We start from the raw sequence: 23,722 nt of genomic DNA, 5'->3' as shown, positions 1-23,722 counted from the left end.
AGTATGAAATTCAAGGGCGCATTACTGCTGTGCTTACTGCTGGTGGGGTGCGATAAACCCAACGATACACAGTTGGTGACGGAAACCGGGCGTGAGCTACAGCGCACGATTGATACCAGCCCGATGCGCAGCACCTGTGAAAATATCGCTAAAGGGCGTGAATGGCTGAGCCGCAATACGGTGCGGAAGCTGGAAGCGAAGGGCTGTGAGCAGGTGTTCCGCAGCGCCACCGAGACCAATTTCATTGAAACCACCATATCCCGGCGCACCATGACGATGGTCTGTGGCAGCATTCAGGGTAAAAGTTTTACCGGCACTGAACTGACCCGCCGTTTTATCTTCTCGCCGGATGAAAAAGCGCTGGTGATCGAACCGATGACCGAGGTGGATAAAACCCGCTTTGAGGGCCATAAAACGCTGCAACAGTTACAGGATGACTTTAACCGGCAACAGCAGCAATACTGCCAGTAATCAGCCGGGTACCGCCTGTTGCAACTGGGCCAGCGAACAGCGCAGCCGCCAGATAATACCGGCCAGTTCACTGGCCTCATTACTGCCCAGCGCCAGCAATGTGGCGATCATCCTCTCCAGCTCCGTCAGGATCTGGTCCAGCGAACTGTGCTGCACGCCGCGACTGCTGATAATCCGCTGTAAATTCTGCAGACTGCTGTCGCGCACCTCCATCAGCGTGGCGGAGTCCGCCTGCCACTGCCGTAACTGCCAGACGATATGCGAGCAGTTAAGTAACACCACTCCCCAGCGCAATAACCAGACGCGCGCCTGCTCATCCCGGCTGTGACTGAGCTGGCTGATGCGATGATAAATCTGCGATTCAAACCGGCTTTCACTCAGCCGTGGACGCCGTCTGAGCTGGTCGAGAAACGCCAGCCGCAGCGCCCGGATATGACGCCGGCTGCGACGGGCATCTGAACTGGGGCGCAGCACCTGAAACGCCAGCCAGGCCAGCAACACCCCGCATACTTTGGCGATATTATCGTTAAAGAAGTCCTGATAATCCCAGGTCGGCGGGTTAGTGACGGCGATGAACGAGCCCATAAACACGATAAATTGCCCCCACATTCCCGCCCGCTGCTTTTGCTGTAGCTTGAACAGCTGTAGCGTCACCAGCAGCGGGAACAGCAGCAGCAAAAACTGCCACAGCTGACTGATCTGCACCATCAGACCGAACTTCATGACAAAGCTGAATGCAAACAGCCAGAGCAGGGTTTTCAGCAGCAGGGTAACGCTGCCGCCCGGTGAAGGCGAAGAGGCATACAGCACGCAGGCGATGGCGGTTAAGGTCAGCGCCGCTGCGCCGGAGGACCATTGGGTATTGATCCAGAACGCGCAGCCGAGCACGATGACGCTAAAGGTGCGCAGCGCACTCCAGCCCGCTTCGGCGCTGTCGCTATCGCGCGCCAGTGCGGGAACCGGTGGCGGCTGGAAGCGGGTATCGGCGTCGGCCCGATCCAGCAGCCTGATCCAGCGCAGCACGTTGAGATACATCCAGCAGAAGTAGCGCAGCCGCTGACAGAAGGCGCGTTGGCGATAGTCGCCATCAGCAGCCGGCGTGACGCTACGCAGGATGCGCGCCAGCCGGTATTTATCACATTCCGGTTTACCCAGCTCCGCCAGCAGCTGTTGCAGCGCAGCAAACAGCGCATCGGGCGCGTCGGGCCAGTTCAGCAACATGCGGCGCAGACTGGAAAGCACGCTGGTAAGCCGCAACTGCTGGTGCAGCACATAGTTGAGCACGTTGTTTTGCCGGCGAAAGCGGTAGTGACTCCAGAACGCCTGAATCCGCAGCAGGTTCATGGTCAGAATCTGGCTGATAACGTTCTCGTGCGCGGTACGAATGTTATCGCTGACCGACGGCTGCAGCAGCAAAACCGCATGTTCCAGCAGCCGCGCATGCATCTGCTTCAGCGAGGTGATTAAGGTCTCGCCATCCGAGGTGCTCGGCAGCACCATCATCATAAAGCCGGCACATAAAATACCGGATATCACTTCACAAACCCGCGCCTGGGCAATGGTCCACAAATCGGTGATATCGGTAATGTTAACGCTGCTGAAGGCGATAATGGCGGCGGTATAACCAGCGAGCGAAAAGGCGTAGGCGACGTTGTTCTGATAATGATTGGCGACGCCGGTACACAACCCCAGCCAGCCAGCAATCGCAAAGGTAAACAGCCAGGGTTCATTCAGGGTATGCCCGGCGATCAGCAGGGCGGCGCTGGCCCCAAGCAGGCTGCCAGCAATCCGTCCCAGGCTCTTACTGATGGCACCGCCGACGGTAGGAAAGCTGATCACCGCCGCTGAGGTCATCGCCCAGTAAGGCTCATCCAGATCCAGTCCATAGGCGATGCTGAGCGCCAGACACATAGCAATGGCGTTGCGCAATGCATAGCGCCACTGATTAGCGTTAGCCTTAATCCACGGCAACTGATCCCACGCCAGCCACTGAAAATTCATGGCTGAATAGTGATAGTGCAGGTGGTTCCCGCCACCAGTGGCACATCCGCTGGCAGCGGATCGAGATGAATCCGCACCGGCACCCGTTGCGCCAGCCGTACCCAGGGCACGTTGGGTTTGACGTCCGGCACCAGGCCGCTGTCCGTCTCAATACTCTGGTCGTAGATGGCGCGACCAATACTGTCGACCTGACCCTGGAGCCGTGCGCCATTGCTATACAGCACCACCTGGGCCGCCGCACCCGGACGAATGTGGCGCAGTTTGGTTTCTTCGAAATAGCCCACCACGTAATAAGAGTGGCTATCCACCAGCGCAAACAGCGGGCTGCCCGCGGTGGCATAGTTGCCGGGCCGCAGGGTGAGATTGGTGATCCAGCCGTCAGTCGGCGCGGTGATAGTGGTCTGTTGCAGATTCCAGCGCGCCCGATCCAGCTCTGACTGGGCGGCTTTGGCGCTGGCCGCGGCGGCATTGGCTGCCAGCCGTGCGGCATCGAGATCTTCGGCTGAGATCACATTGCGCGGCAGGCGGCTACGCCGGTTAAATTCGTGTTGCGCCCGGGCCAGATCGGCCTGCGCTTTGCTGAGCTGGGCATCGGCGTTGTCGAGCGCAATCTGCCACGGCACCGGATCGAGCGTCAGCAATAGCTGACCGCGGTGAACGAACTGATTGTCTTTCACCTGCAGTTGCGTAATGCGGCCGGAGACCTGAGGCGTAATATCGACCAGTTCGGCGCGCACTTTGCCGTCGCGGGTCCAGGGCGACTGCATATAGTAGTTCCACATCCAGCCGGCGGCCAGCAGCGCCAGCGCAAACACAATCAGGGTTGAAAAGTATTTTACCGCGTTGAATTTCATACGATTATCCGTGACCGATGAGCCAGAGTGCAGCGGTAACGCACAGCACAAACAGGGAGAGATCAAACAAGGTGGGATGCCAGATATCACCAGAATAGATCCAGCCGCGCACCAGCGGGTGAATCAGCAGCCAGACCAGGAAGCCGAGTATCACCGCTTTGAAGATCGGCGGGAAAAACAGCGAGGCGCCTACCACCAGATCAGTCAGCGGTTTGGCACTGGAGAAGACGTTGGTGAGCACGTTTCAATATCCTTAAGTAACCCGAGCGGCAGTCTGAAGGGGATGCCGCGCAACGGCGCGCTGGCCCGGGATTTGTAATTTGTCCTGTAAACTCGCAGAATAGTGTAAAATCTGGCTTGATAGCTAGCAAGCTAATTATAAGGAGATGAAATGGATACGCCCCTCGGAACGGATTTATCTCGACTGGTGCGCATCTGGCGCGCGTTGATTGATCAGCGATTAAAACCGCTTGAGCTGACTCAGACTCACTGGGTAACGCTGCACAATATTCATCAACTGCCGCCAGAGCAGTCACAGATTCAGTTAGCCAAAGCCATCGGTATCGAACAACCTTCACTGGTGCGTACGCTGGACCAGCTGGAGGAGAAGGGACTGATTACCCGTTCGACCTGCGCCAACGATCGTCGCGCCAAGCGCATCAAGCTGACGCAACAGGCGGAGCCGATTATCGCACAGGTTGAGAGCGTGATTGATGCTACGCGGGATGACATCTTATCTGGCATCAGCCGTGAAGAGATCAATCAGATGGTGACGCTGATTGCCCGGCTTGAAAAAAACATTCTCGAATTACAGCATCGCGAGAAATAAAAAAACCGACGCCCAGGCGTCGGTTTTTTCTGCATCATGCAGATTAGCGAGGTGAAACTGTCACCTGGCTGCCATTCGACGCCATCACGACACGCTGACCCACAGAGTAGCGCGTTGCGGCTTGCTTCTGCACTACCATGATAGTGTTGCCATCATCCTTACGGATTTCCAGCTCGACACCATCAGTTTTGTTCACTGCGCCCTGTACGCCCTGACCGGCAACGCCGCCCAGTACTGCACCGCCGGCTGTTGCCAGGCTCCGGCCGCTGCCACCGCCAATGGTATTACCCAGGAAGCCACCGAGCACGGCACCGCCGATAGCGCCAATCACATTACTCTCATCACCGCCCTGAATTTTCACCGGACGAACCGAGACTAGTGTGCCGTAAGAGACGCTCTGCACCTGTTTAGCTTCACTGGCGCTGTAGGTATCACCCGACAGCGTACTCGTGTTGCTACAACCTGCCAGCATCATACCGGTCAAAGCGACCACAACTACACGCTTAATCATTTGAAACTCCTTTAGTCGAGAAGGCGCCACGTTTATCGCGATATCCTGCACACAGTATAAGACACAAACCTGGCAAATTAATCCTTGTCCGAATAAAACACGGTGGGACGAAGCATAGACTGCGCAAGGTTAACAATAATTCAATCGGCAGAAAAAAAAGTGTCCCATTGCGTTATCTGTGCGCTATCTCTGAGAAAAAAACAAATTAATCATAGAATTAGCCCACGTAATTTGTCAGGCTAATCACAGATGAATCGCACACCCAGCGGGGAAAAATCAATGGCTATGAAATCAGGACGTTATATTGGTGTGATGTCAGGTACCAGCCTGGATGGGGTGGATGTGGTACTGGCGGCGATTGATGAGAATCTGGTGGCGCAGCAGGCCAGCTATTGCCATCCGATGCCACCCGAGTTACGTCAGGCTATTCTGGCGGTTTGCCAGGGCCAGAGCCTGACGCTCTCACAGCTGGGCCAGCTGGATACCCGTCTGGGCCAGCTGTTTGCTGAGGCGGTGCTGACGCTCATGAAACGCGAATCGCTGGAGGCGAGCGACGTGGTAGCGATCGGCTGTCACGGGCAAACCGTCTGGCATGAGCCGCAAAGCGACGCCCCGAACACCCTGCAGATTGGCGATAATAACCAGATTGTCGCGGCGACCGGCATTACCGTGGTCGGGGATTTCCGCCGCCGCGATATGGCGCTCGGCGGGCAGGGTGCACCGCTGGTACCGGCCTTCCACCAGGCGCTCTTAATGGATGCCACGGAGCGTCGCATGGTGCTGAACATCGGCGGCATTGCCAACCTCTCGCTGCTGTTTCCGGGTCAGCCGGTGCGCGGTTTTGACACCGGACCGGGCAACATGCTGCTGGATGCGTGGATCTGGCGCAATCAGGGCAAAGCCTACGACAAAGATGCCCAGTGGGCACGCAGCGGCACGCTGATCCCGGCGCTGCTGGAGGCACTGCTGCGTGAGCCATGGTTTGCGCTGCCGCCGCCGAAAAGCACCGGCCGTGAACATTTTAATCTCGGCTGGCTGGAGCAGCATCTGCGCCATTTCCCGGGACTGGCACCGCAGGACGTGCAGGCGACTCTGGTGGAACTCACCGCCATCACCATCACTCAGCAGGTGCAGCTCAACGATGGCTGCGATCGCCTGCTGGTGTGTGGCGGGGGCAGCCGCAATCCGTTGCTGATGGCGCGTCTGGCGACGCATCTGCCGGGCACGGAAGTGACCACCACCGATGCTGCGGGCATCAGTGGCGATGATATGGAAGCGCTGGCGTTCGCCTGGCTGGCCTTTCGCACGCTTTCCGGCTTGCCGGGCAACCTGCCAGCCGTGACAGGCGCGCGCGAAAAGAGCGTGCTTGGTGCGATTTATCCGGCTAATGCGCTTTACCGCCGCTGAGGCGGGAACGAATGAAACAGGGGCCGGGGGCCCCTGTGATTTTTGACGGGATCGGTCGGTATCAGGCTGCGCCAGAAAGATGGGTCAGATTGCGCACCCCGGTAATCACCGTAGCGACCATGGTTTCACGGCGGGTAATGACTTCAACCTGGTAAAACCGGCTGCGATAGGCGATGGAATAGATGATGGGATGGTATTTGTTGCCTTCACCGTAGCGCGAGTAGTGCGCTTCAAGCGCGCGAGTCGCGGCCAGGATATGGGCGGGTTCTTTATCACCGCGGATGATTTGCTTCATTCAGTTCCTCAAATGCTGTCCCTGGGAGTCACGTCGCAAGCATGGCGCGCTGCGTCGGCCTAAACACTGAACATCTGACTGCTAAACATCGATGATAATAACGAAATAATAATAGCTGACTGTGCAGCGGTGAGATGACAGTGAGATGAAGATCATCACCCGGTGCTGCTTATTTTTTAGCAGCACCAGGGCGATCCGGCAAGGCGGGGGAGATCAGATTCGTCTAAATCGCAGGGCGCGAGACTCTGTTTAGCGCTGGCTTTGGTTGTGGTTTCAGCTCTGGCTCAGTTCGGGCCAGGCAACCGGCGCGATGCCATTGAGTTTAGCTTTCGCGAACAGAAAGCCCTGGAACTGCGAAACACCCGCCGCTTCCAGCCACATCCACTCTTCTGGCTGTTCAATCCCTTCCGCAATAACCGAGATTTCCAGTGAGGAGCAGCATTTCAGAATGGCGTGAATGATCGCCTGTTTCGGGCCGCTCTTATGTACGCCACTGATGATGTTGCGGTCGATCTTAATCTTATCGGGCTGGATCCGGGTCAGTAGCGACAGGCCGGCAAAACCGGCACCGAAATCATCAAGCGCCAGGCTGATACCGGCTGCTTTTAACTGCTTGATCGCGGCTTCGAACTCATCAAGCCGTGAGATTACTTCGTTTTCCGTAAATTCTACCATGATCTGCTCAGGTACCAGCCCCTGCGCTGCAATCTCATTCAGCAGGAACGGCACCGCGTCAGGCACCTCGACCAGCGACATCGGCAACAGATTAATCGACAGCGTCAGGCCTTCAATGCCCAGCTGCTTTGCCTGAGCAAAGGCGATCTTTTTAGATCGGATATCGGTGAGATAAATCTCGTCGCGTGACAGTCGGGAGAAATAGTCGAGCGGCAGTTCACCCTGCGGGCCGCGCAGCAACGCTTCCAGCGACACAATCTCACAGGCGAAGGGATCGACAATCGGCTGAAAGGCAAAACTGACCTCATCAGAGACCAGCAGCGCCGCTTCACCGTCGCGCCCGGCGGATTCATCGTGGATAAAGGTCCAGCTGCTGGCGTCAGGGATCTCGAAATAGTTCTCTTTTTCGCGGGCTTCGACAAAGGTCCGCAGGAACTGCAGGCCGCGATCGGCATAGGTGAGCTGGAATTTGGTGGTGCATTTTGCCAGCACTGCCTCCAGCACCGTCTCTTTGTCATGTTGTCGCAGGTCGAACAGCTCCATGCCGACATTGCCGAACCGGCGTAATGGCGCATAATCGCGCATTAGTTCCACCAGATTATGATGACGCGGGGCCTGACAAATCCGGCTGTATATCGCCTTTACCGCCTGTTCCGGGCCTTCCAGCACCTGAAAAAAGTGGGTGCCATTAAACAGCAGGATGCCGGTAATGCTGGATGATTCATTGATCTTGTTAGCTTTTACCGCCAAATCAAACAGTGATTTAACCGGAACATGCCCGGCGATATGGCTGCGGTAAATGATTGTCGACAACATAAAGGCTTCCGGATTTTTTGCTTTTGTCCGCACACATTACCAGAAGCTTTATCAGCGGTGAACGAGGCCTGGCTGCCTTTATTATTCCCGCCGTGATTTAGCCGTCGGCGGGCAGCACCGAATCAGCCACGCCGAGTGCGCGCTGCAGGAAAACGGTATCAAGCCAGCGGCCATGTTTGAAGCCGACCGACCTGAGTGTGCCGACCATTTCAAAGCCTGCCGCACAGTGCAGTGCGACCGACGCGCGGTTATCGCTATCACCGACGTTGGCAATCAACTGTCGGTATCCCGCCTGTTCTGCCCAGCTAATGGCATGGCGCAGCAAACGCGAGCCGACGCCGCGCTGACGAAACTGCGGATCGATATAAATTGAGTCTTCGAGGGTATAACGGTAGGCGTGGCGCGGACGATAGGGCGCCAGATAGCAAAAGCCGAGAACTGCGCCGTCACCGACGGCAATAAACCACGGCAGGCCCGCCTGTTTAATCTTGTTCAGACGCTCACCGATCTCCGCCTCATCCGGCGGCACGGTTTCAAAGGAACCGGTACCGTTAAGCACATGCCAGGCATAAATCTGCTGAATCGCCGCAATATGACGCTCATCCGCCTCAAAAATTTCCATCTCCTGCCTCTTCGCTATTCTGTCCCGGGTGCGCTCAGTGAAAACCACCATAAGGCGCGCGCTTTCCCGGCGCAATATGCGCAGACCGAAGCATAAGTATTTCCTATGATGACCCCGCCAGCACTGTTAAGCGGGCAGGACTGAGATTATTTGCTCTGTTCAGTCCGGCTGATTATTCGCCATTAAGCCTATTCTGAAAACCGCGCGACTTTAATGATCCGCGCTGCGCTTACGGCTATTATCCTTCGCCGGGTCTCTGTTTAATAAAAAAGCAGAGCGGATGAAATTCGCCAGGGGAGACGCAGCGTGATGCGATTTGTTGATTTTCTTAATAGTAAGCAGGGGCTTCGTGAAGCAAGAAAACACTGCTTTGAATTAAATGGTGTGGTATTAGGCCATTTCACTGCGCTGTTTCTGCATGACAATCAGGTTATTTTCACCAAAGATGGCAAGCAGTGCGCCGTGCCTTATTATCTTGGGCCGGAACAGGACCTGTTAAACCAGACGATAAATCCGAGAATTAAAAATATTCGTGTTATCTGACCTGTCAGCCTGCCCAGCCGTAATAGTCCTTCCGACGCAGAGCGAGTTTATTCGCCGCTGATACTGCCAGCGGCATAAATAGCCGGCTGGTTTAAAAGAGTCGGCTGAGAAAAAATGAACTTCGCCCCAGACGTGCTGCCGAAACAGAACAGAGTTTCTCTGTAACGAACTTTTACCCGCAGCGTGCGGGTTTTTTTTTGCTCTCACACCGTGCGGCTTCTTGCGGGGCAAAAAATAGCAGCAGTAACGCGCTGGCGGCAAACAGCAGCAGGGCAATAACGGCACCCGCCGCGGCGTAGAGTTGACCAAACAGCAGCGATCCAATCACCTGACCGACAGCCAGCATGAAAAACAGGATACCGACGCCGGTAGCCGGCGTTTCTTCGGTCGCCTGCGCGCCCCATACCAGCAGCACGCCTGACAGCGTGACATAACCTGCACCGCAGCAGGCCACCGCAATCAGCAAGCCTGCTGAATAACCGTGGCTGAAGGCGACCATCAGCAGCGGCAGCGCCATGCCCAACAGTGACAGCCGGTAAACGGCGTTCATGCCGATGCGGGCCGCGACCGGTCCGGTCGCCGCGCCGGCAATCCCCGCACCGCCTGCCACCAGCCACAGCTGGCTGGTGGCAGCGGGATCGAGGCCGACATGCTGCCGCAGCAGGGCGGAGCCAAAGCTCCACCAGGCGGCGCTCGTCAGGCCGGAAACGAAGGCGATGGCGATCAGGCGCGCCATTGAACGGCGAAACAGTTGCTGATGCCACGGCTGGCGGCAACGGTGATCGACTTCAGTGTCACCGGGTAAAACCCGCATCACCGGCACGATACAGCTCAGCGCCAGCAGCGCGAACAGCAGGCAGGCGGCCCGCCAGCCAGCCACCCGGTAAAATGTTCAGTATGGGCACCGTCAGGATAATTCCGGCGCTGGTGCCCGCATTAATCAGGGTATTAACCGGCGACTGCCGGGCGGCGCTCAGCCGCTGACTGACGGCGGCGGCCAGCGCCGGAGACGCCAGGCCGGAACTCAGGCCGGCGATAAACAGGCCCGCCGCCAGCCACAGCGGCGAAGTGGCACAGGCGAGCAGTACCAGACCGCTCGCCGCGCAGAGTGACGCCAGCAGCGCGACGCGACGCGCGCCAAACCGCTGCGCCAGCGAGGCGGCGGCCAGAATAGTCAGGCAGTAAGCGACAAAGCTGCAGGCGGAGAGCAGGCCCGCCAGCTGCGGGCTGAACGGAATATCAGCCGAAATAGCCGGCAGCATCAGCCCCCATGAAAATCTCGCCATGCCATAGGTCACCGCAATCAGGCTAAATCCGGTCAGCGCCAGCGCGCCCGGCGATCTCATTGCGCTGCACCGTGCTGTTGCAGCAGCTGACTGGCGACCGTACCGGCCTGCTGAGCCGCGGCGGGACCGATCACCAGCGCCGAGGTAATTGCACCTTCAAACAGCATCCAGATGGCGTCGCTCAACAGCGGCTGTTCTTCTCCCCGCGCGACGGTGACGCAGTCGCTAATGTAACGACGCAGCGTGGCGCGAAAGGCCAGCGCCTGGGCAGCCAGCGCCGCATCCCGCTCGGCATACTCGCCCCAGGCTTTAAGAAAAAAGCAGCCTTTTGCCCCGTTCGCCTGTGTCCACTCGCCCAGAACCTGAAACAGACGGGCAATCGCTTCAGGCTGTTGTGGCATCCACAGGTCCGCCATAAAACGCTGCTCACGGGCATCCATCACCGCAGCGGTCAGCGCTTCCCGCGAACTAAAGTGATGATAAAGCGTGCGCGTCGAGACACCTGCCGCGCGGCATATCTGGTCGGTACTGGTGGCGTGAAAGCCGCTGGCATAGAACAAGCGCTCGGCCGCCTGAATAATATCGTTTCTTTTTTTCATAGTTTAAAAGTAAACCGATCGTTTTACTTTTTCAAGGCGAGAACGGATTTATCGCGTCCGCCTTAACTGATTAACCGCTAAGCCAGACGGCACTGCCGCTGAGTCTGATTAAGGCCAGCAGTTGAATGACTGGATGATTTTGCTTCAGTTCATCAATGCTCATAATTACCAGCCAGAGGCACGCTTTTTACCACAGCTGATTTAATCAAACTGATCTCTCCCACTGCATTGCTGAACGAGTCGTTGTTTTTAATAGTTTGATTTTAAAAGATTATTTTATCAGTGACTATCGATTAAAATCATTAGCATGCTGAATGAAACTGGCGACGGTGGGGCATAGAGGGAATTAACTCTTACTGGAGGACTAAAGCGACTCAGGCGTCTGAAAACGGCTAAATCCCAAAGTCAGTTTAACCGGTACAATAAAGTGGTTTTAAGCATAACTCTCAGTTAGTTTAATAAAGCTTCAGATAAAAACATAAGCCCTTACGAATTTTGTCGGTTTTTTTAAGATACATACAGCAACTATTAGGATGAATACCATGCTCAAAGCCAGTTATTATTATCTGTGCCCACGTCCCATGGGTGGATGGATTTTACACAAAGAAGGTTGCGTTAATCTGTTAAAAAGCGATAAGCGCGTGTTTATAGGCTCGCTTTATACCCGTCAGCAGGCATTAACCGTTGCGAAAATACATCACGCTAATGCCACCATGTGTAGTGTTTGCCTGAATAATTTTATCTGCCCGACCACCAGCAGTACGGCAATTAAGCCGGCGCGTGCCGCTACGCCAACCCGTCATACACCCAGACATTAATCCCGCTGTCGCTGATTATTGACGGCCTGGACCCTGCAGATAATAAAAAGCGCGGTGAAGCGCTGCAGTGATAAAAGAAAAAGGGCAGCGTATTTACGCTGCCCTTTTGATTATCTCCGTCAGGATATCTGTCAGCTCATTAAGCCTGTTTTGGCTGACCGTTTGACGCGGTAATACCGCCATCTACCGGCAGGTTGACCCCGGTAATATAAGCAGCATCCTCGCTGGCAATAAAGACAATCGCGCGGGCAATATCGTCCGCTTCCCCGGCGCGCCGTAACGGAATACGGTCGTAAAAGCGCTCCAGCAGTTCGGGGTTATCTTTCATATCTTCAGTCAAATCGGTAAAGGTGAAGCCCGGACAGATGGCGTTCACCCGCACGCCGTCAGCACCGTAATCCATCGCCAGCGCACGGGTGAAGTTAGTGATGGCGCCTTTAGCGGCGTTATAGATGCTCATGCCCCAGTCGCCGCCTAAGCCGGAAACGGAAGAGATGTTCACCACGTTACCTTTGCTGCGCAGCAGGGCGGGCATGAAGTAGTGTACGCCATGGAAAACCCCATCCAGGTCGGTTTTCATCAGCGTTTTCCAGTCATCAAGCTCGACCTCATGGATCCGGCCCTGCACGATCACCCCGGCGTTGTTGACCAGCACGTCAACCCGGCCATATTTATCCTGTACCGTTTCTGACAGTTGCTTCACCTGGTCAGCGTCAGAGACGTCACAGGCAGCGACCAGATGATCGCCCGCAGCCAGCCCGGCCAGGGTTTTTTCCAGTTTTTCGCGGGTTCTTCCCACCAGCACCACCGATGCGCCTTCTTCAGCAAAGCGTTTAGCCGCCGCTTCACCAATACCAGAACCGGCACCTGTCACAACCACAACCTTCTGCGTAAATCTCGACATTATGCCTCCTTGTCAGCATCAATATTGCGTGTTAATAACCGGTCAAGCCTGGCAGCCATGGTCAGAAACTCAAGCGCAGCGCGAAATGCGCTGCGCCTGGCTGCCTTGCTTAACGGCTAGGGACGTCTGAACAGGGCGAAGCTGCGTCCCTCCAGCTCGAAATCTTTCTCTTTGGTGATCACCAGACCGCGCTTCGCCGTGTCGCTGGTGGTCAGCTCCAGCACCCAGCCACCTTCACCAAACTGCGGAATACGGAACGGCACGTTGCCTTCAAACGGATTGAACAGCATCAGCACGTCGTGCCAGATGCCTTCCTCAGTCTGCAGATCCGGTCGCCCGATATAGACACCCAGCGTCGAACCTTCATCCCACTGTTCCGCCTGCTGGAAACCGCCACCGGCGTTGAACCACTTGATATCCATGCCGTCGCGCCAGTTTTCGCGCCGCAGCAGCGGCTGGTCAGCACGCAGCTTGAGGATCTGACGGGTAAATTCGCGCAGCGCCTCGGCGGATTCCGGCAGGTTATCCCAGTGCACCCAGGAGATCTCACTGTCCTGACAGTAGCCGTTGTTGTTGCCCAACTGGCTCCGGCCAAACTCGTCACCCGCCAGCAGCATCGGGGTGCCATGTGAGAAGATCATCGTCGCGAGGAAGTTGCGTTTCTGACGCTCGCGCACCGCGTTAATGTTCTCATCATCGGTCGGGCCTTCCGCTCCGTAGTTGTAAGAGCGGTTATCGTTGTGCCCGTCGTTGTTATCCTCGCCATTGTCATCGTTGTGCTTGTCGTTATACGACACCAGATCGTTGAGGGTGAAGCCATCGTGGGCAGTGATGAAGTTGACGCTGGCCCACGGACGACGGCCGCGCTGATCGTAAAGATCGCCCGAACCCAGCAGGCGAGCCGCAAAGTCGGTTGAGACGTTGTTGCCTTTCCAGTAATCGCGCACCGTGTCGCGGTACTGGTCGTTCCACTCCGCCCAGCCCGGCGGGAAGCCGCCAACCTGATAGCCGCCCGGACCAATATCCCACGGCTCACCAATCAGTTTTTTCTGCGACAGGACCGGGTCCTGCATCACTGCGTCAAAGAAGCCGCCGCGCGGATCGAACCCTTCAGGCTCACGGCCGAGAATGGTGCCGAGATCGAAGCGGAAACCGTCGATATGCATCGATTCAGACCAGTAACGCAGCGAATCCATTACCATCTGCAGCACCCGCGGATGCGAGGTATTAACCGTGTTGCCGGTACCGGTATCGTTGATGTAGTAACGATGCTGATCGGGCAGGGTACGGTAATAAGAGAAGTTATCGATGCCTTTAAACGACAGCGTTGGGCCCAGCTCGTTGCCCTCGGCGGTGTGGTTATACACCACGTCAAGGATCACCTCGATACCGGCATCGTGAAACGCCCGCACCATGTCACGGAAGCCCTGAATACCGCGCGGACCAAAGTAGCGCGTGGCGGGCGCAAAGAAGCCCAGCGTGTTGTAACCCCAGAAGTTTTTCAACCCCTTGTCCAGCAGATGCTGGTCATCCGGGAACCAGTGCACCGGCAACAGCTCAACCGAGGTAATCCCCAGACTTTTGATGTAGTCGACGGTAGATTTGTGGCTCATGCCGTCAAAGGTGCCGCGCAGTTCTGGTGGCAGCGCCGTATTGAGCTGGGTGAAACCCTTAACGTGGGTTTCATAAATCACCGTCTTCGGCCACGGCACGTTGGGACGGTTCTTGTCCTGCCAGTCGAACTCATCCGGATCGATGACCCGGCATTTTGGGGTAAACGGCGCGCTGTCACGGCTGTCAAAGGTCAGGTCTTTGTCTTCGTGATAAAGGTCATAGGCAAAGTGCGCCTCATTCCACTCAATATCGCCAGCCAGTTCACGGGCGTAGGGATCGAGCAGTAATTTATTCGGGTTAAAACGATGGCCATTTTCCGGGTCGTAAGGACCGTAGACGCGATAGCCATACAGCGCGCCCGGTTGCAGTCCTGGCACGTAGCCGTGCCACACTTCATGGGTAAACTCCGGCAGTTCCAGCCGGGCGATTTCAGTCTTGCCACTCGGATCATAAAGGCACAGCTCCACCCGCTCGGCATGCGCACTGAACAGAGCGAAGTTAACGCCCTGACCATCAAAATTAGCCCCAAGCAGATGGCTGTAGCCCGCCGTGATTTCAAAACGCTTACTGTTTGACATTTATGCCTCGTTATTCAATGACCAGATTGACGCGTTAAAAAAACGTCCTGAAAGCGGACGATCACTGTGCCAGCAGCACTGCACACCAGCCTGATGCGATGCTATCCAGTTGCAGCTGTTCGCCAGGCGCAATCTCTTTCCCGCTCAGTACATCACGGTAGCGGCGCTGGCTGAGTGAAGGCGGCAGGGCGATCGCGGTAGCGGCCCAGCGGTCTGCCGGTGGCTGATCGAGCGTCGCCGGCAGGTTGCTCAGCACCAGCCGCGGAACCACCACAATCAATGCCTGATCCGGTTCGCAACGGGCAAATGCCAGCAGCCGATCCTGATGCTCACCGTGCACCGGCAGCGGCAGATAGTCACCGTGGCGGAACAGCGACGGATGTTGCTGACGCACCGCCAGCAGGCGGGCAATGGCCTGCTGATTCACCTGACCGCGCAGCCAGTGGCCGTCGCCCTCGTCATGCTGCGGCTGGTCCAGCATTGCGGCCAGTGCAGCAAAGTCAGGCTCGCGCCGGTTATCCGGATCGACCAGGCTGAAGTCCAGCGCTTCACTGCCCTGGTAAATGTCCGGCACGCCTGGCGCGGTGAGTTTCACCACCGTCTGGGTCAGGCTGTTAACCAGTCCGGCACGCACAAATGGGCGCAGGGCGGAGCAGAAATCGCGCAGGAAGGTGATATTGGCCGGTGCCAGCAGATGACGGGCATAGTCGAGTACCGCCTGTTCGTAGGCATCGTTATTGTCTGCCCAGTCGGTGCGTAATTTGGCTTCGCGCAGCGCTTTCTCGACGTAAACCACAAAGCGCGCTTCCAGTGCCGCCAGACCGTCGGCGTCCTCTGGCTGCAGGGACGGCGGCCAGACACCGGCCAGCGCTTCATACAGCATCCACTCCACCGCCGGTTCCGGTGCCGGACCATCTTTCAGCGCGATCACCTGCCCGTGGTTCATCTCCCGCCAGCGGGCGACACATTCTGCCCAGCGGTCTGGCGCTTCGGTCAGGGTATACAAGCGGGCGCGGGCGTCTTCGCCGCGCTTGGTATCGTGGGTTGAGGTACCCGACAGCGCATCCGGCTGATGCTCACGTCGTGCCTGCATTTCGGCGTGGAACTGATCCGGCGAAAAGTGGCGCGCCAGCGGCTCGGCACCGACTTCGTTTAACGCCAGCGCCATGTGCTGACGGAAAAACAGCGTGTCTTCAACGGATTTCGCCATCAGTGGCCCGGTCAGCTGCTGAAAGCGGGTGCGAAACTGGCTGGCATCTTCAGCGGCAGCGGCTGCGACGTCGCCGCGCAGAATCCGGACCAGCAGGTCAAGTGCCTGCTCATCCGGTGCACTGGTGCTGGCTTTTACCTGGCTCACCACCTGTTGCAGCAGGGCGGTATCGGCCGGCGTCAGGCCCTGCGGCGTGCCGTAGGTGCGGTAGACCGGAAACGCCACCAGCAGCTCGCGCAGCGCATTTTTCAGTTTGGCTTCCGGCTGTGGCGCGCCATCGTGGCTGGCGATACCGAGAGCCAGTTGCAGCAGGCGGTTAAACTCGCCCGCGAAGTTGCGATTGGCCATCAGGAGTTTGGCGGCGCGCAGTTCGGCCTTCATGTCGACCGTTTTGCCAATCACCGCCTGATAAGCCTTACGCAGCGCACCAAGGTGATTACCGTCCACCAGCACGTTCGACAGCGCGGCCATAAATTCGTAACCGGTGGTGCCGGAGACCGGCCACGCATCCGGTAACTGCTCGTTCTCACCGAGGATCTTCTCGACCGTGAGGTAGCAATCAGGGCCTGCGGCCTGGCGTAACTGCTCAAGATAGCCACGCGGATCGGCCAGTCCATCGACGTGGTCGACGCGCAATCCCTGCACCGCGCCGCTGTGCACCAGTTCGAGGATCAGCTGGTGTGCAGCGTCGAACACCGCTTTATCTTCGACCCGCACGCCTACCAGCCCGGTCACTTCAAAGAAGCGGCGGTAGGAGAGGTCGTTGGGTGCATCACGCCACGACATCAGGCGCCACGGCTGCTGATCATGCAGCGCGGCAATCTGGTCCGGCTCGCGCAGGCCGAGCACCTCTTCCTCACGGCCCTGCCAGGTGTGTGGCGCCAGCGGGTAATAGTTATCGAAGTAGGCCAGCGCCGGTTTGCCGCTTTGCGGATCGCGCTGCACGCTGATCTCGCCGTTGGCCAGCACTGTCTCAAAGCTGTCGCCAAGGAACGGCAGCGTCAGGCGACGTGACCAGTCAATGTCAAAGTAGTGGGCATAACGGCTCTGCTCACCGTTCTCGATGACGTCGCGCCACCACGGATTCTCCAGCGAGGCCGCCATATGGTTGGGGACGATATCGAGGATCAGCCCGAGTCCGGCCGCTTTCAGCGCCGCAGCCATGCGGTCAAAACCTGCACGACCACCAATCGACGGTTCGATCTGGTTAACGTCGGTGACGTCATAACCGTGGGTCGATTCCGCAGTAGCACTGAAGATCGGCGAAGCGTAAAGGTGGCTGATACCGAGTTGCTTCAGGTAAGGCACCAGCGCCGCAGCACGATCAAAGGTCATGCCGTTGCGGAACTGAATACGGTAGGTGGCGGTTGGGATGTTCATTGTGCGGCTCCTTTATCCAGACGAACCACGATCGCCTCCGGTGCCAGTTCGGGGGTCTGCTGCGGCCAGGCAAACAGGGTCTCGCCCGGCAGATCGGCGATCGGTTGCGGCTGGTCGCCGACGTTCAGCGCCAGTGACAGCGTGCCCTGCGGGAAGTCCCAGCGCACTGCCAGGAAACCGGGCGCGGTATTCACCACCCGACCACAGTGGCCGCCGGCGGTGTGCAGCAGCGGCACAATGTGTTGCTGGCGCAGCTGTAGCAGTCTGCGCGTCAGCGCCAGCCACTGCTGGCCTTCCGGCGTTTGCGGCTTATCCCAGTTCAGCTTCGAACGTTCAAAGGTCTGTGGATCGTTCGGGTCCGGCACGCTTTCACCTTCGTGACCGGCATGGCCTTCAAACTCTCGGGCGCGGCCTTCACGCACCGCTTTGGCCAGGTCGCCATGGAAATCGGTGAAGAACAGGAACGGCTGGGTTTCGCCATACTCTTCGCCCATAAACAGCAGCGGGATGTGCGGCGACAGCAGTAAGGTAGCCAGCAACAGCTGGGTACGTTCCACGCCGGCCAGGCTCACCAGCCTTTCGCCCTGGGCCCGGTTACCCACCTGGTCATGGTTCTGGATGAAATCGACAAAGGCCACCGGCGGCTGACCGCGGCTGTCAACACCGCGCGGCTCGCCAGACTGCTGCGACACCTCACCCTGATAAACGAAGCCTTCCGCCAGCGCCCGGGCAACCCGTTGTTCCGGTCGATCGGCGAAGTCCTGGTAATAGGCATGGTTTTCGCCGGTCGCCAGCACGTGGACCGCGTTGTGGAAGTCATCATTCCATTCGCCGGTAAACAGCGTTGCCTGACCTTTTTCATCGCGCGGATGCAGAAAGGTGACGTTACGGCAATCTTCGGTGGTCAGATGAATAGGTCGATCGGTAATTTCAGCCCGGATGCGCTCCGCAATCTCAATCAGCACATGTTTATCGGCCGGGTCTTCAATCTGATCAATGGCATCAAAGCGCAGGCCATCGAGATTAAACTCCTGCAGCCAGTAGAGCGGCGCTTCGGTGATGTAACGGCGCACCGCGTCAACGTCATAAGCGATACCCGCGCCCCACGGCGTCTGCCGTTCTTTATGGAAGAAGTCCGGCGACAGCAGCGGCAGATAGTTACCTTCCGGGCCAAAGTGGTTTAGCACGATATCCAGCACTACCGACAGGCCATGACCGTGCGCCGCGTCGACAAACGCTTTGAAATCATCGGGCGTGCCGTAGGCGGAATGCGGTGCATACAACAGTACGCCGTCGTAGCCCCAGCCGCGATTGCCACCAAACTGCGAAACCGGTAACACTTCAATCATGGTGATACCGTTTTCCGCCAGCCACGGCAGCTTTTCAATCGCGGCCTGAAAGGTGCCCTGTGGGGTAAAGGTGCCGATGTGCAATTCATACACCACCGATTCCTGCCATGGGCGGCCTTGCCAGTCGGTGTTTTGCCAGACGTAAGCCTCAGGATCGATCACCAGTGATGGACCGTTGACTTCACCTTTCTGGCCGCGGGAGGCGGGATCGGGCACTGCGGTGCCGTCCGCCAGCACAAAATCGTATTCGGCGCCGGGGGCGACGCCGCTCAGCTGGGTTTCGAACCAGCCGTCAGGCTGGCGGGTCATCTCGATATCTTTGCCGGATAACCGCAGGGTGACGCGTTGCTGGCCCGTTGCCCAGAGACGGAAACGGACCTCATCGCTGGACACCCGTTCGGCGCCCCAGCTTTTAAAAAATGATTTGGATTCCATTCAGTTGCCTCGTTTAAGCTGGAAATGCGCAATGATCGCCATCGCGCGGAAATGATGCCGATGATGCGAGCTTCAAAAACATAAACATGTCAGCGAGACCAGGATGCCAAATGGGTTGGCGCGTCTCTTCAGCCAGGATCCTGGACTGGTAAACAGTGTGATGCGGCGAAAAGCCGGTGATGAGACCGTTTCCACGCGGCATACGAAGAATAATCATAGACTAAGATGTCGCAATCGCGGGGCAGCGGACCATAGAGAGGCGGGAATTTGACTTAGTGGCGCGGATTCGCATCCTCGCCGTGGTCAGTCCGGGCGGAACGGCGGCAGAAAATCCTGCCGACGGCGGTCGATTGCGTATAAGCTGGATGACCTGCCAACGCAGGCGTGCCGGGCAATCCAGCAGCGCGAAATTATTTTTTCAAAAGGATGTTACGTGAGTAAGAAAGCCCTGTTTGTGGCGCTGATGATGCTGTTATCCGGCTGCTCTAATCGCGTCGGACATAATCTGGATACCGCGCGGTTGCAGCATATCCATCCCGGCCAGACTACGCAGGCACAGCTGATTTCGCTGTTTGGTCAGCCCGACAGCGAGACGCCGTATCCGGATGGACAGCGTCTGCTGAAGTGGACCTACAGTGAGGCGCGCACCCTTAACACCACCGAAGGGCAGACGCTGACGGTGCAGATGAAGAATGACAGGGTGCTGAACTTTGCCCTGAGCAAAAGCTGACGCCGCCGCGCCATAGCAGGGGGCGTGCGGCGGCGATCGGCTTACTGCGGACCGTTCTGCTGCGCATCAGCGCTCGCAGCACGTGGCTGGGCCAGCCGGGCGAAATCCGAACCCGCCGGATGCTGATAAATCTGCAGATCAAAATAGCGGGCCATCGCGTAAATGTATTCAAAAATGGCTGACTGGGTATTCTCATAATCGGCCCAGAAAATAGAGGAGGTGAAGCAGTAGATCTCCACCGGCAAGCCATCCGGCGACGGCTTCAGCGGACGCACCACGATATACATCTCTTTCTTAATGTCCTCGCGCTGCGTCAGCCAGGCGGTGAGGAATTTACGGAACACCATCAGGTTGGTGATACCGTTCTCCATAAACCAGCGGTCGCCGACCGCGCTGATATCACGTCCATCCAGCAGTTCCGTAATCGATTCGCTGGCGATGCGGATCTGACTCATCGCCTGCAGCATCTCCTGATTCACAAAGGTGATCGACTTCTGATCAAGATAAAAGCTGCGCATGATCCGCCGTGCGCCTGAAGAGAACATCGCCTGCCAGTTGGTGTAGGTCTCGGTGAGGAAATTCTTGGTCGGAATGCGCGAGATGGTGTTATCCCAGTTGCGGATGGTGATGGTATGTAGCGCAATATCGATCACCTCGCCGCTGATATTTCTATCCGGCATCTCAATCCAGTCGCCCAGTTGCAGCACATCGTTGGAAGAGAGCTGAATATTCGCCACCAGCGACAGCAGCGTGTGCTGAAAGATCAGCATCAGTACCGCGGCAACCGCACCCAGCGAGGAGATAATAATCGCCGGTGACTTATTGGACATAATCGCCAGAATCATGATCGCGGCGATAATATGCACCAGAATTTTGCCAATCTGGATATAGCCCTTGATCGAGTGATTCTTACGCTTCGATTTGCGCGAATAGGAGTTGTTAACAATCTCCAGCACTTCATTGAAGAAGATCGATAGATAGACAAAAAACAGAATGCCGCAGATGGTCTGAATCGCCACTTTCAGATTATCAGGCAGGCCCGGCATAAACTGCAGGAAATTGTAGACCACAATCACCGGCACAAAATTCGACAGCTTCTGAGACAGGCGGACATCTTTATCCAGCGGAACGCCCTGTTTATGGCTGCTGAAAAAGACCTTTCTGATCACTTTGACCACGAAAAACTTACAGATTAAGTGAGCCACCATCCCGGCCATGATCAACAGGATCACGCTGAAGCTGGCCGACAGCACCGCATTTCCCTCAATAAAATCCATTAAACTATGAATGTAATGCATGTTAACCACGTGCTGAGCTAGATAAGGGGCGAATTCAACCACACTGCGGCGCGGGTTGTTGAGCGACGAATGCGTTTAGCGCGGCTGAGGTCCGGTTTTGCCGCCGCTTCGGCTGCGTCAACCCCGACCGACGGCAGAGGCGACTAAAACCAGGCCCATTTGCCCGGTTATTTATCTTATCGCGAGCTCATCGCCTGCCGGCACTCAGATAAAGTCCAGGCTGGCCGATAACAGCACTATCTCCTCTGACATGAGTTTGCTGACATGCTTAAAAACCTCAAAATAACCCACAGTATTCTCGCCGTACTTTTTATCTTTACCGCACTGCTGAGTCTGACCGGCTTTCTGTTGTATAACGCCGTCTCCAAAGCAGACCAGAACTTCGTTGCGGCGGAGCAGTTAACCCTGCAGCAACAGCACCTGAGCGATGCGGTGAAAACCCTGATTAAAACCCGCGTCACTATCAATCGGGTGGCGATCCGCTTCCTTAAAAATCAGCAGGATCCGGCCTCACTGGCTGCGATGGCGTCGCTGCTGGATAAGGCTGAGCAGTCAGCCGCCGCCGCCGATGTTGAATTCCGCGCCTGGCAGGCGTTGCCGCGTAAAGCGGGGCAGGATGAAGCTCAGGCCGGTGAGGTGCAGGCTGCCTATCAGCAAATGCACGACACCATGCTGGCCTCGGTGACTTTCCTGAAACAGCGCAACTATCAGGGCTACGGCAATCTGGAAGCGCAGGCGGCGCAGGATCGGCTCGACAGCGCTTATGAGGCCTGGCGCGCGGTCAACATTCAGCTAATGAAAAACACCTCTGAGCAGAACCAGCGCAGCCTGACCGATGCGCTCTGGACCTTGCTGGTGCTTGGCCTGGTGACCGTGGTGATCATTTTCGCAGTCTGGGTCGGGTTACAAAAACGGCTTATCGGCCCGCTTAGCCGACTGACCGGCTATATCCGCGCGATTTCTGCCGGCGATCTGACCTCAGACATTCAGCATGAAGGCCGTAATGAGATGGGGCTGCTGATTACCGAACTGCAGCAGATGCGCGATGCGCTGGTGGTCACCATTACTTCGGTTGATGACGCCACCCGCTCTATCTTTACCGGCGCTGCCGAAATTTCAGCCGGCAGCACCGATCTTTCATCACGCACCGAACAGCAGGCCGCGGCGCTGGAACAAACGGCGGCCAGCATGGAGCAGCTGACCTCAACCGTTAAGCTCAATGCCGACAATGCGCAGCAGGCAACGGCCGTATCGAAACAGGCGTCAACCACCGCCACTCAGGGCGGCGAGACGGTGGCCCGGGTCATCGCCAACATGGAGCAGATCAGTGAAAGCTCCGGGCAAATCGCCGGCATTATTGCGATTATCGACAGCATTGCCTTCCAGACCAATATTCTGGCGCTCAACGCTGCGGTAGAAGCCGCGCGTGCCGGTGAGCAGGGACGTGGATTTGCGGTGGTCGCGGGCGAGGTACGTTCGCTGGCAGGCCGCAGCGCCAGTGCCGCTCAGGAAATCCGCGGCCTGATCGATCGCTCCGCCGAACGGATCAGAACCGGGGCCGGCCATGCCTCTGAAGCCGGTAAGGCGATGGACAGTATCGTAACGTCGGTCAGTCGGGTAACCCAGCTGATCGAAGAGATTGCCTCATCATCAGTTGAGCAGACGCGTGGCATTGAGCAGGTTTGCATCGCGGTTTCTGAAATGGATGGCGTGACGCAGCAGAACGCCGCCCTGGTTGAAGAGTCGGCCAGCGCGGCGGCTTCGCTGGAAGAGCAGGCCAGCTATCTGCGTAAAACGGTGGCGGTATTTAAAACCGGCAGCCTGCAGGCGGCGTTTTCCGCAGCTCCGGCCCAGCCGGTCGTGAGTCAGCTGCGTCCTGCTGCGGTCAGCCCGCAGGCGGATAACCAGAACTGGCAGGCCTTCTGAGTGGCTGGCCGTCAGCCAGGCAAAAGCTGACCGCCATCGCGTGATAACCCGGTTGAGCTCGCTGCATTTGAGCTCAACCGGGAAGGTATTTGATTGCGGTGCAGCGGTGGTGAATGTTTCTAACAGTGAAGGGCGGACGTTAATGACTATCACTCATTTTTACAGTCGGCAGAACAGAAGATAGCGGCCGATACGTTGGCGAATAACGTTGGTGAATCACTACAGCGAATCACTACAGCCAGCTTAATTTACCGGTAGATAAATTCATATTTCACGATGTAAGAGCCAATATTATTCACACGAGCGGTTACCCATACGCCTGTCATTCCTTGCTTACGGTGGCTGTGCAGATACTCTTTATTGATACAAAGCTGCTTCCATCTGCTGGTGTTCGGGTCTTTTAGCCAGATACCCGCTTCACACTGCCCGTGCTTGCCTCTTGACGGGCCTGGAAAGACAACTTCATATTCCGATTCGGTAATGACTCCAACTTATTGATAGTGTTTTATGTTCAGATAATGCCCGATGACTTTGTCATGCAGCTCCACCGATTTTGAGAACGACAGCGACT

General features: G+C 57.0%; 21 protein-coding genes and 2 pseudogenes. 7 read left to right on the top strand and 16 right to left on the bottom strand.

All coding sequences use genetic code 11. The annotated features are described in order from the left end of the window. Nucleotides 1-3: 3 nt before the first annotated feature. Nucleotides 4-471 carry a hypothetical protein gene (locus FHW04_RS12870; RefSeq protein WP_031375723.1) on the top strand — a complete coding sequence of 156 codons (468 nt, stop codon included), beginning with the start codon at nucleotides 4-6 and terminating at the stop codon, nucleotides 469-471. Here the strand turns inward: FHW04_RS12870 and FHW04_RS12865 are convergent, their stop codons facing one another. Genes FHW04_RS12865 through FHW04_RS12855 form a run of 3 tightly spaced genes read right to left on the bottom strand, consistent with a single transcriptional unit; the run spans nucleotide 472 to nucleotide 3,567 of the window. Then, nucleotides 472-2,472 (bottom strand): FUSC family protein, encoded by a 2,001-nt coding sequence (locus FHW04_RS12865; protein WP_089561253.1) that lies wholly within the window; start codon nucleotides 2,470-2,472, stop codon nucleotides 472-474. Beyond that, the gene (locus FHW04_RS12860; protein WP_046288355.1) at nucleotides 2,469-3,326 is read right to left on the bottom strand and encodes an efflux RND transporter periplasmic adaptor subunit; all 858 of its coding nucleotides are present in this window, start codon (nucleotides 3,324-3,326) and stop codon (nucleotides 2,469-2,471) included. Before FHW04_RS12860 ends, FHW04_RS12865 begins: the two co-directional genes overlap by 4 nt. A 4-nt stretch (nucleotides 3,327-3,330) precedes the next feature. Beyond that, entirely contained in the window at nucleotides 3,331-3,567 is a 237-nt protein-coding gene (locus FHW04_RS12855; RefSeq protein WP_031375724.1) for a DUF1656 domain-containing protein, read from the bottom strand. Nucleotides 3,568-3,717: 150 nt separating this feature from the next. Here FHW04_RS12855 and slyA point away from each other — a divergent pair, with 150 nt between their 5' ends. Further along, complete coding sequence (slyA, locus tag FHW04_RS12850; protein ID WP_031375725.1) at nucleotides 3,718-4,155, top strand: transcriptional regulator SlyA; 438 nt, start codon at nucleotides 3,718-3,720, stop codon at nucleotides 4,153-4,155. Between the two features lie 43 nt (nucleotides 4,156-4,198). Here the strand turns inward: slyA and slyB are convergent, their stop codons facing one another. After that, the gene (slyB, locus tag FHW04_RS12845) at nucleotides 4,199-4,666 is read right to left on the bottom strand and encodes an outer membrane lipoprotein SlyB (protein WP_031375726.1); all 468 of its coding nucleotides are present in this window, start codon (nucleotides 4,664-4,666) and stop codon (nucleotides 4,199-4,201) included. Between the two features lie 285 nt (nucleotides 4,667-4,951). Here slyB and anmK point away from each other — a divergent pair, with 285 nt between their 5' ends. Next, entirely contained in the window at nucleotides 4,952-6,073 is a 1,122-nt protein-coding gene (gene anmK / locus FHW04_RS12840) for an anhydro-N-acetylmuramic acid kinase (RefSeq protein WP_089561264.1), read from the top strand. Between the two features lie 61 nt (nucleotides 6,074-6,134). On the opposite strand, the gene FHW04_RS12835 is transcribed toward anmK, so the two are convergent. The 3 genes from FHW04_RS12835 to FHW04_RS12825 form a co-directional block, all read right to left on the bottom strand. Next, nucleotides 6,135-6,368, bottom strand: coding sequence for a DUF4060 family protein (locus FHW04_RS12835; protein WP_046288354.1), 234 nt, complete (start codon nucleotides 6,366-6,368; stop codon nucleotides 6,135-6,137). A gap of 273 nt (nucleotides 6,369-6,641) precedes the next feature. Continuing rightward, nucleotides 6,642-7,859, bottom strand: a complete 1,218-nt coding sequence (locus FHW04_RS12830; RefSeq protein WP_089561254.1) for a diguanylate phosphodiesterase — start codon at nucleotides 7,857-7,859, stop codon at nucleotides 6,642-6,644. 97 nt (nucleotides 7,860-7,956) lie between these two features. Further along, complete coding sequence (locus FHW04_RS12825) at nucleotides 7,957-8,481, bottom strand: GNAT family N-acetyltransferase (protein ID WP_089561255.1); 525 nt, start codon at nucleotides 8,479-8,481, stop codon at nucleotides 7,957-7,959. 309 nt (nucleotides 8,482-8,790) lie between these two features. On the opposite strand from FHW04_RS12825, the gene FHW04_RS12820 reads away from it, so the two are divergent. Next, nucleotides 8,791-9,024, top strand: coding sequence for a hypothetical protein (locus FHW04_RS12820; protein WP_089561256.1), 234 nt, complete (start codon nucleotides 8,791-8,793; stop codon nucleotides 9,022-9,024). A gap of 172 nt (nucleotides 9,025-9,196) precedes the next feature. Here FHW04_RS12820 and FHW04_RS12815 read toward each other — a convergent pair. Together FHW04_RS12815 and FHW04_RS12810 are read right to left on the bottom strand one after the other, a co-directional pair. Next, nucleotides 9,197-10,370: pseudogene (locus FHW04_RS12815) on the bottom strand (MFS transporter). Next, a complete protein-coding gene (locus tag FHW04_RS12810; RefSeq protein ID WP_031377851.1) occupies nucleotides 10,367-10,909 on the bottom strand; it encodes a TetR/AcrR family transcriptional regulator in 543 nt (180 codons plus the stop codon). Before FHW04_RS12810 ends, FHW04_RS12815 begins: the two are co-directional and overlap by 4 nt. A gap of 542 nt (nucleotides 10,910-11,451) precedes the next feature. Here FHW04_RS12810 and FHW04_RS12805 point away from each other — a divergent pair. Further along, nucleotides 11,452-11,727, top strand: a complete 276-nt coding sequence (locus FHW04_RS12805; RefSeq protein WP_031377850.1) for a hypothetical protein — start codon at nucleotides 11,452-11,454, stop codon at nucleotides 11,725-11,727. Nucleotides 11,728-11,866: 139 nt separating this feature from the next. Here the strand turns inward: FHW04_RS12805 and FHW04_RS12800 are convergent, their stop codons facing one another. The 4 genes from FHW04_RS12800 to treZ all read right to left on the bottom strand — a co-directional run bounded on the left by FHW04_RS12800 (nucleotide 11,867) and on the right by treZ (nucleotide 19,197). Further along, a complete protein-coding gene (locus FHW04_RS12800; RefSeq protein WP_031377849.1) occupies nucleotides 11,867-12,631 on the bottom strand; it encodes an SDR family NAD(P)-dependent oxidoreductase in 765 nt (254 codons plus the stop codon). A 116-nt stretch (nucleotides 12,632-12,747) separates the two neighbouring features. Continuing rightward, nucleotides 12,748-14,823: a glycogen debranching protein GlgX gene (gene glgX / locus FHW04_RS12795; RefSeq protein WP_046288352.1), complete on the bottom strand. Its 2,076-nt coding sequence runs from the start codon at nucleotides 14,821-14,823 to the stop codon at nucleotides 12,748-12,750. 61 nt (nucleotides 14,824-14,884) lie between these two features. Further along, complete coding sequence (treY, locus tag FHW04_RS12790) at nucleotides 14,885-17,413, bottom strand: malto-oligosyltrehalose synthase (RefSeq protein ID WP_089561257.1); 2,529 nt, start codon at nucleotides 17,411-17,413, stop codon at nucleotides 14,885-14,887. Further along, nucleotides 17,410-19,197, bottom strand: a complete 1,788-nt coding sequence (treZ, locus tag FHW04_RS12785; RefSeq protein ID WP_089561258.1) for a malto-oligosyltrehalose trehalohydrolase — start codon at nucleotides 19,195-19,197, stop codon at nucleotides 17,410-17,412. The genes treY and treZ overlap by 4 nt, the downstream gene beginning before the upstream one ends. A 463-nt stretch (nucleotides 19,198-19,660) precedes the next feature. On the opposite strand from treZ, the gene FHW04_RS12780 reads away from it, so the two are divergent. After that, nucleotides 19,661-19,927, top strand: a complete 267-nt coding sequence (locus tag FHW04_RS12780; RefSeq protein WP_089561265.1) for a hypothetical protein — start codon at nucleotides 19,661-19,663, stop codon at nucleotides 19,925-19,927. A 41-nt stretch (nucleotides 19,928-19,968) separates the two neighbouring features. Here the strand turns inward: FHW04_RS12780 and FHW04_RS12775 are convergent, their stop codons facing one another. Next, entirely contained in the window at nucleotides 19,969-21,225 is a 1,257-nt protein-coding gene (locus FHW04_RS12775; protein WP_031377386.1) for a mechanosensitive ion channel family protein, read from the bottom strand. Between the two features lie 264 nt (nucleotides 21,226-21,489). Between FHW04_RS12775 and FHW04_RS12770 the strand changes: the two genes are divergently transcribed. Continuing rightward, a complete protein-coding gene (locus tag FHW04_RS12770) occupies nucleotides 21,490-23,151 on the top strand; it encodes a methyl-accepting chemotaxis protein (protein WP_089561259.1) in 1,662 nt (553 codons plus the stop codon). Nucleotides 23,152-23,399: 248 nt separating this feature from the next. Here the strand turns inward: FHW04_RS12770 and FHW04_RS12765 are convergent. Both FHW04_RS12765 and FHW04_RS12760 read right to left on the bottom strand, forming a co-directional pair. Then, nucleotides 23,400-23,627 (bottom strand): annotated as a pseudogene (locus FHW04_RS12765) (hypothetical protein); the annotation flags it as partial. Nucleotides 23,628-23,642: 15 nt separating this feature from the next. Beyond that, on the bottom strand, nucleotides 23,643-23,722 hold an 80-nt coding region (locus FHW04_RS12760; RefSeq protein WP_001401901.1), incomplete at its 5' end, for an IS1 family transposase.

Source organism: Pantoea sp. AN62 (assembly GCF_050432985.1).
GTDB lineage: Bacteria > Pseudomonadota > Gammaproteobacteria > Enterobacterales > Enterobacteriaceae > Pantoea > Pantoea brenneri.
The sequence above is the reverse complement of the archived record's forward strand: the minus strand, read 5'-3'. Positions and strand labels throughout refer to the sequence as shown.

Excerpts from the sequence above, each read along its gene's own strand:
- FHW04_RS12870 (WP_031375723.1), top strand. The coding sequence starts at position 4 with ATGAAATTCAAGGGCGCATTACTGCTGTGCTTACTGCTGGTGGGGTGC.
- FHW04_RS12865 (WP_089561253.1), bottom strand. The coding sequence starts at position 2,472 with ATGAATTTTCAGTGGCTGGCGTGGGATCAGTTGCCGTGGATTAAGGCT.
- FHW04_RS12860 (WP_046288355.1), bottom strand. The coding sequence starts at position 3,326 with ATGAAATTCAACGCGGTAAAATACTTTTCAACCCTGATTGTGTTTGCG.
- slyA (WP_031375725.1), top strand. The coding sequence starts at position 3,718 with ATGGATACGCCCCTCGGAACGGATTTATCTCGACTGGTGCGCATCTGG.
- slyB (WP_031375726.1), bottom strand. The coding sequence starts at position 4,666 with ATGATTAAGCGTGTAGTTGTGGTCGCTTTGACCGGTATGATGCTGGCA.
- anmK (WP_089561264.1), top strand. The coding sequence starts at position 4,952 with ATGAAATCAGGACGTTATATTGGTGTGATGTCAGGTACCAGCCTGGAT.
- FHW04_RS12835 (WP_046288354.1), bottom strand. The coding sequence starts at position 6,368 with ATGAAGCAAATCATCCGCGGTGATAAAGAACCCGCCCATATCCTGGCC.
- FHW04_RS12830 (WP_089561254.1), bottom strand. The coding sequence starts at position 7,859 with ATGTTGTCGACAATCATTTACCGCAGCCATATCGCCGGGCATGTTCCG.
- FHW04_RS12825 (WP_089561255.1), bottom strand. The coding sequence starts at position 8,481 with ATGGAAATTTTTGAGGCGGATGAGCGTCATATTGCGGCGATTCAGCAG.
- FHW04_RS12820 (WP_089561256.1), top strand. The coding sequence starts at position 8,791 with ATGCGATTTGTTGATTTTCTTAATAGTAAGCAGGGGCTTCGTGAAGCA.
- FHW04_RS12810 (WP_031377851.1), bottom strand. The coding sequence starts at position 10,909 with ATGAAAAAAAGAAACGATATTATTCAGGCGGCCGAGCGCTTGTTCTAT.
- FHW04_RS12805 (WP_031377850.1), top strand. The coding sequence starts at position 11,452 with ATGCTCAAAGCCAGTTATTATTATCTGTGCCCACGTCCCATGGGTGGA.
- FHW04_RS12800 (WP_031377849.1), bottom strand. The coding sequence starts at position 12,631 with ATGTCGAGATTTACGCAGAAGGTTGTGGTTGTGACAGGTGCCGGTTCT.
- glgX (WP_046288352.1), bottom strand. The coding sequence starts at position 14,823 with ATGTCAAACAGTAAGCGTTTTGAAATCACGGCGGGCTACAGCCATCTG.
- treY (WP_089561257.1), bottom strand. The coding sequence starts at position 17,413 with ATGAACATCCCAACCGCCACCTACCGTATTCAGTTCCGCAACGGCATG.
- treZ (WP_089561258.1), bottom strand. The coding sequence starts at position 19,197 with ATGGAATCCAAATCATTTTTTAAAAGCTGGGGCGCCGAACGGGTGTCC.
- FHW04_RS12780 (WP_089561265.1), top strand. The coding sequence starts at position 19,661 with ATGATGCTGTTATCCGGCTGCTCTAATCGCGTCGGACATAATCTGGAT.
- FHW04_RS12775 (WP_031377386.1), bottom strand. The coding sequence starts at position 21,225 with ATGCATTACATTCATAGTTTAATGGATTTTATTGAGGGAAATGCGGTG.
- FHW04_RS12770 (WP_089561259.1), top strand. The coding sequence starts at position 21,490 with ATGCTTAAAAACCTCAAAATAACCCACAGTATTCTCGCCGTACTTTTT.